We start from the raw sequence: 14,578 nt of genomic DNA, 5'->3' as shown, positions 1-14,578 counted from the left end.
GCAGATGGAGGTAAATTTGGTAAGACAGAGAGTGGCAATGTATGGCTGGATCCTGAAAAAACAAGTCCTTACCATTTCTACCAATTTTGGATGAATACTTCTGACTCAGATGCTGAAAAATATATTAAGATCTTTACTATGCTGACACGAGAAGAGGTGGAAGCACTGGCAAAAGAGCAGGCCGAAGCACCACATTTAAGAGCCATGCAAAAACGTTTGGCTGAAGAAGTAACTGTGATGGTACATGGGCGTGAAGCATATGACTCAGCTGTAGAAGCGTCGCAGATTTTATTTGGAAGAGCTACAACAGATGCATTGCGTAAGATAGACGAGCAAACACTATTAGCAGTTTTTGAAGGTGTTCCACAGTTTACTGTTGATAAATCACTGTTTACGGAAGGTGTTAATGTAGTAGACCTGCTGGCTGAAAAAGCAAGCGTGTTTCCCTCAAAGGGTGAACTTCGTCGTACGATTAAAGGCGGTGGCATGAGTATCAATAAGGAGAAAGTATCCGATGCTGAATTATCGGTAAATGATTCAGCATTGCTAAATGATAAGTACTTATTAGTTCAAAAAGGTAAGAAGAATTACTTTTTAATAATTGCACAATAAATTAAGTACGAGTGATTGTATAGAAGCAGGCAGAAATGTCTGCTTTTATTTGAATTCAAGTCCGATGAGGGAGATATCATCAAAGGCAGCCCCATCGTTTTCAATTCGATCGATAATACTTCGGATTCCCTGAAAATTTTGCTCTAAAGGGTAGGGATTATTCAGCAATGTTTCAACTTCTTCTGAACCTGATTCAACCTGTTGCCCATCGTCAAGCTCAACTAAACCATCTGTAAAGGCCAATAGTTTGGAACCCTTTGGGATATGCACTCTGCCAAGCTCTATTGATGGAATGAGGTCGAGCATACCTAATCCAATACAACCACTTTCAAGGTGTACGAGTTGTTGTTTGCGGGCATCGTATAAAAGAGGCGGTAGATGACCTGAATTAACGTAAGTGAGTCTTCGGGTGATGAGATTGTAACGGCCAATAAATAAGGTGATAAACTTCTCATTATTGGCACTCTCATTAACCCGTGCATTTAATTGATGAATCAGTTTTTTAAGATTACATTGATATGTGAAAAGTGATCGAATAACAGCCTGGAAATTAGACATCAGCATTGCAGCTGATATACCTTTCCCTGAAACATCGGCAATGCAAAAGCCAATGGTATTTCTGGAAAGGCGAAAAACATCATAGTAATCACCACCAACTCCCATGTGGGGCTGATAATAAGTGTGAATATCCAGTTTTGATGTTTTGGGTAACTGGTGTTTATTCGGAACCAGTTGGTTCTGTATGCGAGAGGCCAATTCCATCTCTTTCTTAATAACCTCTTGTTCGAGAAGTTCATTTTGCATTCGTTTGTTTTCAACGAACACAATAATAAGGTTGGAGATGATTTGAATCAGCTTCAAGTGTTTGATGGTTGGACTAATACCCTGTTGTTCCTCCTCGATATCACCAATTAAAACATAGCCAATAGCCTTGTATCTGTGAAATAAAGGTATTACGGCATCAAACCCCTTTAAGTTGGGAGGATGTGAGAGAGTGATACTTTCAATTGTATCATACTGCAACAAGTCTTTCTCAACATCAATTGCTGAGGCCTCCTCCTCTGTCACACCTGATATAAGCAGGTTTTGCCACTTATCGTTGGAGAGGGTATATACTAGAACTTTCCCAACTTCAAGCTCTTCACGAAGTAATATCTCAAATTCAGATAATAAATCGTCGATGGTGTGATCTTGGTTTATGGTCTGCGCAATGTCAAGGATGATGTTTAGTCTATCCTTGTAAAGTCGTAGTCGTTTCTTTTTTAATTGCGTCACCATTTAAGTTACCTCTTTCCAACTAAGGTATTAAAAAAAACCTATAAAAGTCAGTAATTTTCGATGCATCACTATAGGTTAAAGAAAATACCCTGCTACAGGTTATTTGTAACTGGTTAAAAATAAACCTGTAACAGGGTTGTGCTTTGTCAAAAATTATTTTACGCGCTCAACGTAGGAGTTGTCGCTTGTATTGATTTTAATTTTATCACCAGTATTGATAAACAATGGAACCATAATAGTAGCACCAGTTGTAACAGTTGCTGGTTTTAATGAGTTCGTTGATGAAGTATCACCTCTTACTCCTGGCTCAGTATAGGTCACTTCAAACACAACGTTAGTAGGCAGGTTAACCATTAATGGAGTCTCGGTATCAGCATGGTAAACAACTTCAACTTCCATTCCCTCGTTCAATAAAGCAGTGTTGTCAATAAGACCTTCCTCAATTGGCACTTGCTCAAAAGTTTCAGCATTCATAAAATGATAACCCATATCATCTTTGTACAAAAACTGATGAGGGCGACGCTCTACTCTTGCCTCGTTGACTTTTACTCCTGCGTTAAATGTATTCTCAATCACTTTACCGGTTGATACATTTTTAAGTTTTGTTCTTACAAACGCAGCTCCTTTGCCCGGCTTTACGTGTTGAAATTGTACAATGAAAAACAGTTGTCCATTGTACTCAATACACATCCCATTTCTAAAATCAGCTGTAGTTGCCATACTATTGAAATTGTGATTATTATTATCTTAAAAAACGCTGCAAAAATAAGGGAATTCGCGTAAAAAACGAATGGAATGATTTAAAAGCTGAATTATTTACTTGATAGATTGTTAGATTTTAGGCAAAAGATACAAGACTGATTTACAAGATGCTTCAAATAAATGATTTAATACTATATCTTAAATCCAGATATTTCATAGCGGACCAGAAAATAACCTGTTGTTATTTGTGTCTGACACTGCTGAAAGGGTGTTTCAAGCCTTTAAACTCAGTTAGGTTACAGGTAAAAGATCCTACGGCTAAGTCAAATCGAACACGCACCGGAATCCTGTTGTTGTCACGGGTAATCCAAACATGCATGTCATTTTCAGTCTTAAAAGCACGCCCTACTTCAGTAACAGGCGAGAACTTATAACATTCAATTTTACCAAAATTAGTTTTGATCACTTCGGTGCCCCGATACCGGATTCGTAAAGGGAAGTTTTCATCAGAGAAATAGGTCATGAACTCAATTACTTCTCCTTCTTGCAGATTTTCATTGAACTTATGGTTTCTGGCAAAGTAGAATGCCGACAGAATATCTAATATTCCTTCCTGTACATTGTGAATACCAGATTTTTTGGAGATCACCTGTGAGGAATCCCTGTTATATTCAACTTCGTTATAATAACGATATCGACCTTCGCGAATACTTCGGACCGCTTTTAGCGGTTCGTTCGTTTCTATGTTTATAAAACTTTCGTAACGATCTCGTATTTTATAAAGTACGTCGGCAAGGCCTACTGTTACACCTCTTCCAATTACGTGGTGAACTTTCCGGTCATTAAAGATCGAATCTTCTACTGTGAGAGTGGCTCTACCTCCGGTTACAAAACCATAATTCAATGAAAAAACCAAACGCTCGCCACCTTGGTAGGCTTGATGTTCAGTTAAAGGGTAGGGAGGTATATATACTGTGTCTTTTATTTCTTCCTGAGAAGCTAATAAAGTAAAGCAAAAAGAAAGTACAGACACAAATATGATAGCTCGTTTCATAAGCATTGTTTTAGAGATTAAGTTAAGATTACTTACTCTATATGACAAACAAACACTTTGAAGTACTTATTAGTTGAGCTTATAAAACTTTTTTCTTTGGTGTAGTAGCCACAAAATCTTTAAGATAGAATGGTTCGAAGTAGGCAACATCCTCAAAACGCTCTTCAGCAAAATATTTCTCGGCCAATGGTGCCAGGTTTTTAGCCAACGGATGGCAATCACCTACAAATACTGCATTTTGATGATTGATAACTTCTTTGCACTTGTCTGCCCCGTTACCAAAGAAAACAACCTGATACTTATCCAGCCATTTGGTAAAGGTTTCTTCATCTACAATTTTGGCCGAAATCTCTTCTTTCAGAATTAATGAACGATCAAAGATAGCTGTATATACTTCCATTCGGCGCGCATCCATCAATGGGCAGAAAACCGTCTCTTTGTCGCTGTTACCATGTTGATCTACTATTGGTTGAGCCAGAATGTGCATTGAGTCGATGGCAATCAAAGGCTTGTTTAAAGCGTAACAAATGCCCTTATCAGTAGAAACACCAATACGTAAACCGGTGTATGAACCAGGCCCGCTACTTACAGCAACTGCATCTAATTCTTTCATTTCCGGTGTTTTTTCCAATGCAAATAATTCTTCAATAAGAACTGTAAGATTAGATGCATGCGAATTAACCTGGAATAATTCTTTAGAAGCGATTACTTTTCCATTCTCACTATAAGCTACTGAACACACGCCAGTAGATGTTTCTATGCTTAAAATCTTTGCCATGATTTATATCTTATGGCGCAAAAATAATAAATAGTTTCTTAGGAGGAAATGGCTATAAACAAAGCGGGTGACCAAATCTGAAATTATTCCGTCACCCGCTTTACAATTAATATTTTGTATTAATCTTTTTTGTCATCAAAAAGTTTATCAACCACCTGAACGGCATCTTCATTCTCAAGCTTACGCGAAATGGCAGAATAGGGACCACTGATAACCTCGTCTCCTTCAGATAAACCTTCTAGTATTTCAATATGCTTAGTGTTCTGGATACCAGGAACAACGTTTTTTTGGATTGCTTTACCTTCTTCAACTACATAAACCACTTCAATGCGCTTGTCTTTATCAACTACAACTTTTGCCGAATCACTTTGAATGGAATCAGGACGTGTAGTGACAGATTGAATTGGAATACTAAGTGTGTTGTAACGCGTGTTGGTTTGAATATCAACTGTTGCTGACATGCCAGGGCGGAAAGGGTATTTGTTTTTGTCATTTTCACTAACCAAGTTTTCGTATGACTCAGGAAGAATTAGTACGCGAACCTCGAAATTGGTAATCTGGTCAGCACTTGTACCTTGAGTTTTAGCTGAATTAGCAATTTGCGTAACGAGTCCTTTAAACTTTTGCTTCAGGTAGGCGTCCACTTCAATGAGGCAGGTATCATACTGGCTAACCCGGATAATGTCGTTTTCATTCACATCAACCAATACCTCCATTTGATGCAGGTTGGCTAATGTCATCATTTCGGTACCTTCAAACTGAGCTGTACCAACCACACGTTCACCTTTTTCAACATTTAATCGTGAGATGGTACCTCCCATTGGTGCATAAATGGTGGTTTTATTCAGATTATCTTTAGCCTCATTCAGTGATGCATTAGAGTTGCGTAAGGTTGCTTCAGCTGATGCTTTATTGGCTTTGGCAATTTTATATTCTGATTCGGCTTGTTCATAATCTGACTCCGAGATCGTTTTATCTTCCCATAGCTCTTTGTTACGCTTAAAGTTGAGTTCTTTTTGTTGCAGTTGTGCACTCGCCTGAATTAAATTGGCTTCAGCAGACTTTAAAGAAGCCTGCATCTTTTCATAATTACGCTCATATATATCGGGTTGAATGCGTGCCAATACCTGTCCGGTTTTGACTTCTTGTCCTTCTTCAACCAATAACTCTAAAATCTCACCTGATACATCAGAACTGATTTTAACTTCAACCATTGGTTTAATCTTACCATTGGCGGTAATAGTTTCGGTAATGGTTCTTAATTCGGCCTTTTCTGCCAATACTTTTTCCTGGTATTCCTGGCCAATCCAGCCTTGTTTTTTACCTATCAGAAGAACAATAAGAAGGACAACAATCGCAACAATTGCGATAACAACGGGTTTTTTCATAGATTCAGTAATTTGTAGTGGCTAATTTAATCAATCGTGAATAAACAAAAGAATTATCGTTCATAATTCGAATCGATTGATAAACATCCAATAATATTGAAACATAAAACACTAAGCTAAAAACCATCACTCGAAATATGGTTTGATAATACTATTTAATGACCAGATCTTCTGAATAAATGATTGTAAACAAAACACCGAATAATGCTGGCGATTATCCGGTGTAATTAAATTAAAGGGTAAATAAGGGTATTATGATATTATAATTCAATAGGAATTCCTTTGTAGAAATCTAATATCTTGGTTCTTAAAATATATTCATATTTAGATTGAAGTAAATCAGACTGGGCACGTGTATAATCCGTTTTGGCCACATTATAATCCACGGAGTTAACTAAACCAACATTAAACTTTTTCTCGGTATAACGGAATGATTCGGCAAATGAATTAACTGCTTCTTCACTTGATAGGTATTTATTGTAGGCAGCCATGGCATCAGCATAAGCCTGTTGGATACTCTTGCGTAAGTTAAGTTTTTCTTGTTTCAGTAGATATTGCGCATCCTTAACCCCTAATTTAGCATTGGCAACATTGTTACGCGTTTGGAGTCTGTTAAAAATAGGTATGCTTAAGCGAGCTCCTACGTATGTGTTTCTATTATCTTTAAATTGGTCTCCTAATGGACTGTTTACTCCATTGGGATCAACCGCTAACCAGTTGGCATTAGTAGACATACTGGCACCAACGCCTAAAGTAGGATAGTAACTCCCTTTGGCAATTTTTAGATCATACTCTTTACTTTCGGTATTATATGTCGCGCTTTTTATTTCGGGCATTATACCCAGAGCTGTTGTGTATATATCTGTCGGAGGCCCGGGTGTGAAAGCATTTAAGTCTGGTAATTCAGGTATCTGAATATCGAACTCAATTGGTCGTTCTAAATCAAGTAATTGTGCCAGGTCAAGTAAAGAAAGTGCTAGTGCATTTTCTTGTTGGGTGACATTAAGCGCTTCTTTGGCTGCTTGAGATTTTATTTCTAAATAACTGCCCATTGCTTGGCTACCAGCATCAACCAATTTCTTAGTTCGTTCTGCTTGAAGCTTACTGGTTTCATGTTGTTCTTTAGCTACATTTAAAAGTTCTTTGTTAAAAAGAATTTGCAGGTAATGTCCCGTTATTTGTAAGCCAATATCATTCTTTGTTTTTTGCATGTCCTCAATGGCTGCCAGTAGGTTTACTTTATTACGTTTGATTGTATTGGCATTGGTCAATCCACTAAAAACGTTAACATTACTATTTGCACTAATACCAAATCTGCGAATTGTTTGGTCAACATTCTGAGCCTCTTGTTGTACCCATGTGTATCCAAAGCTTAAAGAACCATCACTTGAAGCACTTAAATCAGGTAACCGATTTAGTTTACTTTGCTTTAACTGATTCTCTTGATATTGAGTGTTAATAGTCTGTCGTTGAATAGTAATGTTATTTTCATGTGCATAGTTGATGCACTCTAATAGTGACCATTGCTTTTTATTCTCACCCCAGGTTTGTTTCTGGGTGTCTTGAGCCTTTAAGGCGGGCAAGGTTAGGATGATGCAGGCAAGTGCAATAATAGATTTGCGTATCATAGGTAATGCTTTTTTAGGGTGTGATCCTAATTATTTCTCTTCTGGTATTTTTGAAAAAGTAAATTGTAATAAAAGTATTAATTATTATTCAATTAGCTTTTTGGAATCTTAATTTTATCTTCTTCGTTTATACCATCTGTTACTTCAATTTTAATTCCATCGGATAAACCTGTTGTTATCAGACGTTTCTCAAACATTTGTTCACCAGTTTCGATTTCAACAAATGCTGAATCATTACTAAATGTGATCAATTTTTCTTTAATAGCCAGAACACTGTCTCGTCGATCTAAAACAATATCTGCTGTTGCGCTGTACCCAGCTCTGATAAATTGACCTTCTTTAAGTTTCACTGCTGCTTTAATTTCAAATTGGATGGCACCGTTTTCTTCGACACCCTTAGGTGCGATGGATTCAAGAAAAGCATCGTATTTTTCATCTTCGATGGCACCAATCGAAAGCAATAACGCCATACCTTGTTTTATTTTACCAACTTCCGTTTCGTCTACTTTACCTTCGAATACCATTTTACCCATGTCAGCTACAACAGCAATGGTGGTACCATCATTAAAAGTGTTACTTTTAATTACTGAGTTACCTTCTTTAATTGGAACATCCAGTACCATTCCTGTAATGGTTGATCGAATCAAAGTATTCGTTTGGTTTTTAGAGCTACTGGTAACACCCTCTTTAATCAGCTGTAAATTGTTTTCTGCTGCTAGTTTATCTGCTTCAGCCGTTTCATAACGTAATTGCTCTTCCAAAAATTCAGATTCAGGAATCACACCAGTATCAAATAATTCCTTTTTACGGTTAAATTCTACTTTGGCATTTTTATAACTGATCTCTGCACGTTTCAATTGTGCTTCTGCATTATTCACCTGAATCATTTCAGGAATGATCTGCACTTTAGCAATTAAATCACCTTTTTGCACTTCATCACCGGCTTCAACAAATATTTGTGTGATAATACCCGATTCCTGAGGTTTAATTTCAATTTCCTTTCGTGGAACCACAGAACCTGTAGCAACCGTCTTTTTGATGATGTCGGTTACTTCTGCTGTTTCTGTTTCGTATACAACGGGATCTTTTTTAGATTGGTTATATAAGTAATACACAACCCAACCAAACAATGCGATTAAGATTACGCCGCCAAATATTTTTAATACCTTTTTCATGAGTTTAGATTTTATAGTTTCTAGTATTTTAAATTTTTATTCGTGTCGAAGTGCCTCAATGGGCTTTATTTTAATGGCTTTCAAGGCAGGGATTAATCCGGCGATCAATCCAACCAATATGAGCATTATTAATGCAGCTATTGCTAATGGCAAGCCAACTTCCGGGTTTAGGAAGAAAGTTTCATCTTCCACATTACCGGCAGCCCTGGATGCATCAACTGCCATATCAACCAGGTAGAGAACAATGGTGCCGAATGCCAAGCCAATAAAACCTGCTATAGTTGTCAGGAAAACGGATTCAGTTAGCAACTGGTTAACTATAATTGCCGGACGGGCACCAATAGCTCTTTGAATACCTATTTCTTTGGTACGCTCTTTAACAACTACCAGCATAATATTACTGATTCCAACAGCCCCAGCGATTAGTGTTCCAATACCAACTACCCAAATCAGAATATCAATTCCTAAAAAGATGAAGTTCATCGTTTTGATCTGATTCTCCAGGTTAAATTGACCAATTGCCTCATCATCCTCAGGAGACAACTTATGATTCTTTTGGAGGATGGGTTTTATTTTATCCACAACAGTTTCAACTTTTACTCCTTTTTTTGCGATTAACCCAAAGTAATGAACCTGGTCGCCATAGTTAAAAGTCTGTTGCATAGCTGTAAAAGGTAGATATACCGTTTCTTTTTTGTTACTGCCAATGTTGATTTTAGGATTATTCGACTTAAAAACTCCTACAACCATAAAATAAACACCATTCACGCGTATGTACTGTCCAACCGGATCTTCATCCTCATCGAACATCACTTCGTATACTTTCTCACCAATGATGCAAACTTTACGTTTGAGTTTTATGTCCTCATCGTTTATATAACGTCCGTAAGGCATGGTGCACGGATCGATCTCGCGATAACTCGGGTAATCACCCATTACATTAAAGGCTCCTGATCTTTTTCCTCTCACAATATTTTCTCCACTTCTCAAGTTCCAGCCATTCAATCGTGGTGAAACAACTTCTACTTCAGGTACCTGATCCATAATGGCTTCGATATCATCGTTGTTAATTTGCCAATGACGACCTTGCTTAAAACCTTCGTAAGCAACAGTTGTATTTTCGGCCCACATGAAGCCACTGTTGGTGGCAAAATCTTTAACACCTTCGTAGACACCATTTTTAAGTCCATTACCTGAGCCGGTCATGACAATCAACATGAAAATGGCCCAAAACACGCCAAAGGCAGTTAGTACACTTCTTAATTTGTTCTTTTTGATAGCATTAAATATCTCTTGCCATCTATCTTTATCAAACATAGCTTTAGACTTTGGGTTAGACTTATTCGTCGTGTAAGGCTTCAATCGGTCGTATAGCAGACGCTTTCCTTGCTGGGATATAACCTGCAACAAGTCCGGCTGTCACTAGAATAGCAAGAGCCCAAAGAGCTACACCTAAATCAGCAGATGGATTAAAAAATGCTCTTTGTACATCTTGGTTCTCAGTTGCAACTTGCTGAAGAATGGCTGAAACGCCAGCTAATAACCCCATGCCCGCAACAAGGCCAAAGAATCCGGCCAGTGCTGTAATCAGCACAGATTCGGATAAAACCAATCTGATAATTGAGAATGGACTGGCTCCGATTGCCTTTCTGATACCAATTTCTTTGGTGCGTTCTTTTACCAGAATGATCATGATATTACTAACACCTACAATTCCCGCAATAATGGTCATAATTCCTATAACCCAGACAAACATTCTGATACCGGCAAAAACACCTTGAGCCTGTTTAAAACTTTCTAATGTGTTCCATATACCAATCGCTTGTTTATCCTCAGGAGCCACACGATGCCGTTCTATTAAAAGGTTACGAACTTCATCTTCAATTCGCTGATTCTCTGCTACCGTGGTTGCATTAGTTGAGATTGCCATCTCAGTTAAGCGGTTGTTGCCGTTAAAAACACGTTGAGTTGTTGTTAATGGCATATATAACTGCTTCCGATCTTTATCTTCAGGATCTTGGAAGGTACCTACCACCATAAACGGAACCCGGTTGATACGGATGTATTTTCCCATAGGAACCTCTTCTTTGAACAGATGCTTTTGAACAGCCTCAGAAATTATAACTGATTTCCTGAATTCTTTGATGTCTATTTCGTTGATATAGCGTCCTTTTTGCATTTCAACCAACTGAATCTTTTTAAATTCAGGCATAACACCTTCAATGCGAAAGTCACCATATTCATTTTTGTACGTCACTGCAAAATCTCCCCAAAGGTGGAAACGGCCAGAGAAGTTATCCATATCATCTTCAAACTTTCGTTGCAGCATCTCACCATCAGCTACAGTGAAGTTAATTCGGCGACCTGCTTTTAGACCATCATGCGCAACCTGTGTACGTCGACTCCAAATCCACAGCGCATTTTTTGAGGTGCCTTTGAAGTTAAACTCCATTCCGTTTTCCAGTCCTTTACCCGAACCCAGAAGAATGATCAACATGAAAATCCCCCAGGCAACACTAAAACCGGTCATGATGGCTCTCAGTTTGTTTTGCTTGAGTGTTGAGAATATTTCCTGTAAATAATCGATCATGACATTATGGATTTTTGTTGGGTGAAAACTTTGTTTCCACTTTCTGTCTTATTTAAATCCACAGAGTGATTCGATTCGATAATGCCGTCTTTCAGGCGGATAATCCTCTGTGTCATGTCAGCGATGTCATTCTCATGCGTTACGATTATAACAGTAATGCCAGAAGCATTAACTTCCTTTAGAATATCCATTACTTCGTATGAAGTTTGTGTATCCAATGCTCCTGTTGGTTCGTCAGCAAGAATTACCTTTGGCTCAGAAATGAGCGAGCGGGCAATCGCGATACGTTGTTTTTGTCCTCCGGATAATTCACTGGGTAAGTGATTCCACCATTCTTTTAAGCCCAGACGGTCAAGTAATTCCAGGGCCTTCGCATTTCTTTTTTTGCGACTCACTCCCTGATAGTATAACGGAAGAGCCACATTCTCCATTGCATTTTTAAAAGAAATGAGGTTAAACGACTGGAAAATGAAACCAATATACTTATTTCTAAATGCTGCCGCTTTGCGCTCATTCATCTTTTGAATAAGTATATCATTCAAGTGATATTCTCCGGCATCATAATTATCAAGAATACCAAGAATATTGAGAAGAGTAGACTTACCAGAACCTGAAGATCCCATAATCGAGACCATTTCGCCTTGATGGATGTCAATATCCAATCCTTTAAGTACATGTAAAGAGTTGCTTCCGGTTACATACGATTTGTGAAGTTGATTCACGCGAATAATGCTTTGGCTCATAATTTTTTTCCTTAGAATAAATCGAGTTTCATGGGTAAAATGTAGTTAACAATACTTATGCCGAATAGGTAAAGTATCAGAAATACAGTGGATTATAATGTTTTGACTTCTAATCCAGTATTCGTATTGCTGCTTTTTTGTACGATTTCGAACACTTAGTTATTGCCATCCTACACTAATTGGACGATTGAAGGTGTTTATCGGTTACACTGTTCGAGGTGTACGGAAACGTACGAATTCCTCCTTTGATCAATTAAAGTGCCTAAAATGAAAAGCAGTATTCGACCAATGTATACCTTTATCGTATAATGGGTAAATGCAAATTTATGCAGGAATTCAACGAATATCTATTAATTCAGAAATCTAAAAAGGGGGATAGGCAGGCTTTTGGAGAGCTCGTATTGAATTATGCCGACTATTTATATTCGGTTGTTATTCGTATTGTGAATAATGAGTCAGAGGCAGAAGATATTGCTCAGGAATCATTTATTAAGGCATGGCAATGTATAAACACTTTTAACATTCAAAGAGCGAAATTTTCTACCTGGCTATTTACCATTGCAACTCGAAAAGCCATTGATGTGATGAGGCGCAATCAACGAGAGCTGAAAACAGATTTAGATGAAATGATTATTGATGATATGGATCTTGAACAGCATTTATCCAATAAAGAAATTGTGAAATTGATAAATCATGCCACTAATGATTTATCTGAAAAACAAAAGGTAGTGCTTGTTTTAAGGGATTTTGAGGATTTAAGCGTAGAGGAAGTTGTGGAAATTACGGGATATACCGAGAAACAAATCAAAGATAACTTGTATGTCGCTCGTAAAAAAGTTAGGAAAAAGCTTGAAAAACATGTAAAAGTTAGGTGATGGAAGAAGATATTTACAATCGATTTAAGGAAAAGGTGAAAGGGAGTCCTTCTTATTTAAAAAATAAGGATCGATTTATTCATTCAGTATTCAACAATATAGAAGAGAATAAAAATCGAAAAAGAAGGATAAGCTTTATAGTAAACTTTGCTGCAAGCATTTTATTTATTTTATGCATAGGCACTTACACATGGCAGGAAGTATGGACATATGAAAACCGGATGCAGTTACGGAGCAAAATGGGAGATTTAAGTCCATTGCCAGAACCACAATGGCAATGCAGACAGTCGCTTAAGAACTTGATGTCAGCGTTGATTCACACAAAAGTTATTTCAATAAATGATAATCGGATTTTATTAAAGAAAAGTGAGGTTGAAATACTAAAGTCTTTAAATAGACCTCTCTATGATCAACTTCAAAAACTGTTGAGCGTTTTACAGACTACGAATCCCGGATTATATCATGATTACATTGCAGGACAGCTGATTACTCTATCTGCTTGGGAACTTCGAAATGAATACCAGATATGTGATTGGTTAACCCCATAAAAAAGGAAGCTATGAGAACTAAAAGTTTAATTTTTCTGATTTTATTATTCTTAAGTGCTTGTGGAGGATCACTTAAGTATAGGTATTATACAAGGATTAACCCTGATGGATCAGTTTATAAGAAGGTGGTTGCAGTTGGTGATTCGTCTCAAATTTATGAACAACCGTTTTCGTTTGATACAGCTAATGGATGGGACGTTTCATTTGATACTGAAATTGATAAAGAAAATGGAGATACATTGCATTTAGCTATTGCTGAGAAAACATTTCCTTCTGCAATGGACCAATATGATAATCTACATTTGGTCAGTGATTCTGTTGAGCTTGATAATATAGTGGTTGGATATAAAAAGAGTTTTCGCTGGTTCTTTACCTTTCATGTGTATAAAGAAACCTTCCTGCAGCGTTTCCAATTCCAACATTTAGATGTTAATGAGTATTTGAGTGATGATGAATTAGCTTATTTTTTCGAGGGTGATACAACTGTAGTTGCTTCAATGACAAAGGAAGAAGAAGAAATGTTTGACGAGGAAGGAGAAGCGAGATTTTGGAATTTTATTATGACATCTTGTGCTCTCGAATATCTTGATCTACTTGATCAATATGCAAAAGAAAGGAAAATAGAACCTTTATCTCCGGAAGATTCAGCTAGTGTTGTCCAGTTATTTAGATCATTTGATGATGATGGAGTTGATATAAATGAGATTGGAAGTGTCTTGCAGAACCTAATTAATATATCATGGCCGATTATCGCATATGATGAGGGTTACTTTGATGAATTTGAACAACAGATCAATGATGAGTTATTACTATTGGACGAAAAGGAATATGACGTATCTATTGATTTGCCAGGTGTTTTGTATTCTACAAACGCGGATGCTGTTGCTGATAATATTGCTAAGTGGCAGTTTCGGAGAGGACGTTTTCTATATAAAGACTTCACTATTTGGGTGAAATATCGAACGACTAATTATTGGACTATAATATTGACCGCACTTAGTATTCTTCTATTTACTTTTATTTCTTTATTCAACGAAATAAAAGTAAATAGAATGATGTTCTTACCTGGTTTGTGCTTTATTAAATATTCTATCGGTTTGTAAAAAAGCGATACGAAGAGATTGTAATCATCATTAAAACATCATGGCTCCATTTTCGGAGCCTTTTTTCTACCCCTCCGTTTATATGGAAAAATAATGCCGATTTC

General features: G+C 37.2%; 14 protein-coding genes. 4 read left to right on the top strand and 10 right to left on the bottom strand.

All coding sequences use genetic code 11. The annotated features are described in order from the left end of the window. Positions 1-612: tyrosine--tRNA ligase (tyrS, locus tag AC4MRQ_RS20435; protein ID WP_491199574.1), on the top strand; the 612-nt coding region annotated here is incomplete at its 5' end. A 45-nt stretch (positions 613-657) separates the two neighbouring features. On the opposite strand, the gene AC4MRQ_RS20430 is transcribed toward tyrS, so the two are convergent. The 10 genes from AC4MRQ_RS20430 to AC4MRQ_RS20385 form a co-directional block, all read right to left on the bottom strand. Next, positions 658-1,890, bottom strand: a complete 1,233-nt coding sequence (locus AC4MRQ_RS20430) for a PP2C family protein-serine/threonine phosphatase (RefSeq protein ID WP_491199573.1) — start codon at positions 1,888-1,890, stop codon at positions 658-660. A gap of 153 nt (positions 1,891-2,043) precedes the next feature. Further along, positions 2,044-2,610 (bottom strand): elongation factor P, encoded by a 567-nt coding sequence (gene efp / locus AC4MRQ_RS20425; RefSeq protein ID WP_491199572.1) that lies wholly within the window; start codon positions 2,608-2,610, stop codon positions 2,044-2,046. Positions 2,611-2,833: 223 nt separating this feature from the next. Next, on the bottom strand, positions 2,834-3,646 hold the full coding sequence (locus AC4MRQ_RS20420) for a DUF3108 domain-containing protein (protein ID WP_491199571.1): 813 nt from the start codon (positions 3,644-3,646) through the stop codon (positions 2,834-2,836). A gap of 79 nt (positions 3,647-3,725) precedes the next feature. Further along, positions 3,726-4,424: a tRNA (adenosine(37)-N6)-threonylcarbamoyltransferase complex dimerization subunit type 1 TsaB gene (gene tsaB / locus AC4MRQ_RS20415; RefSeq protein WP_491199570.1), complete on the bottom strand. Its 699-nt coding sequence runs from the start codon at positions 4,422-4,424 to the stop codon at positions 3,726-3,728. Between the two features lie 119 nt (positions 4,425-4,543). Then, entirely contained in the window at positions 4,544-5,812 is a 1,269-nt protein-coding gene (locus AC4MRQ_RS20410) for an efflux RND transporter periplasmic adaptor subunit (protein WP_491199569.1), read from the bottom strand. A 260-nt stretch (positions 5,813-6,072) separates the two neighbouring features. Then, the gene (locus AC4MRQ_RS20405) at positions 6,073-7,440 is read right to left on the bottom strand and encodes a TolC family protein (protein ID WP_491199568.1); all 1,368 of its coding nucleotides are present in this window, start codon (positions 7,438-7,440) and stop codon (positions 6,073-6,075) included. Between the two features lie 92 nt (positions 7,441-7,532). Beyond that, positions 7,533-8,615 (bottom strand): efflux RND transporter periplasmic adaptor subunit, encoded by a 1,083-nt coding sequence (locus AC4MRQ_RS20400; protein ID WP_491199567.1) that lies wholly within the window; start codon positions 8,613-8,615, stop codon positions 7,533-7,535. A 36-nt stretch (positions 8,616-8,651) separates the two neighbouring features. Then, positions 8,652-9,932 carry an ABC transporter permease gene (locus tag AC4MRQ_RS20395; protein ID WP_491199566.1) on the bottom strand — a complete coding sequence of 427 codons (1,281 nt, stop codon included), beginning with the start codon at positions 9,930-9,932 and terminating at the stop codon, positions 8,652-8,654. A 22-nt stretch (positions 9,933-9,954) separates the two neighbouring features. After that, entirely contained in the window at positions 9,955-11,205 is a 1,251-nt protein-coding gene (locus tag AC4MRQ_RS20390; RefSeq protein WP_491199565.1) for an ABC transporter permease, read from the bottom strand. Then, complete coding sequence (locus AC4MRQ_RS20385) at positions 11,202-11,948, bottom strand: ABC transporter ATP-binding protein (protein WP_491199564.1); 747 nt, start codon at positions 11,946-11,948, stop codon at positions 11,202-11,204. Before AC4MRQ_RS20385 ends, AC4MRQ_RS20390 begins: the two co-directional genes overlap by 4 nt. Before the next feature lie 326 nt (positions 11,949-12,274). Here AC4MRQ_RS20385 and AC4MRQ_RS20380 point away from each other — a divergent pair, with 326 nt between their 5' ends. From AC4MRQ_RS20380 to AC4MRQ_RS20370, 3 genes are read left to right on the top strand one after another with little or no spacing between them, the layout of a single operon-like run. Continuing rightward, on the top strand, positions 12,275-12,823 hold the full coding sequence (locus AC4MRQ_RS20380) for an RNA polymerase sigma factor (protein ID WP_491199563.1): 549 nt from the start codon (positions 12,275-12,277) through the stop codon (positions 12,821-12,823). After that, entirely contained in the window at positions 12,823-13,371 is a 549-nt protein-coding gene (locus AC4MRQ_RS20375; RefSeq protein WP_491199562.1) for a hypothetical protein, read from the top strand. The genes AC4MRQ_RS20380 and AC4MRQ_RS20375 overlap by 1 nt, the downstream gene beginning before the upstream one ends. An 11-nt stretch (positions 13,372-13,382) precedes the next feature. Then, the gene (locus tag AC4MRQ_RS20370) at positions 13,383-14,474 is read left to right on the top strand and encodes a hypothetical protein (RefSeq protein ID WP_491199561.1); all 1,092 of its coding nucleotides are present in this window, start codon (positions 13,383-13,385) and stop codon (positions 14,472-14,474) included. Positions 14,475-14,578 lie beyond the last annotated feature (104 nt).

It is taken from the genome of Carboxylicivirga sp. (assembly GCF_982718395.1).
Note: the sequence above shows the minus strand (reverse complement) of the source record. Positions and strands in the feature narration are given on the sequence as shown.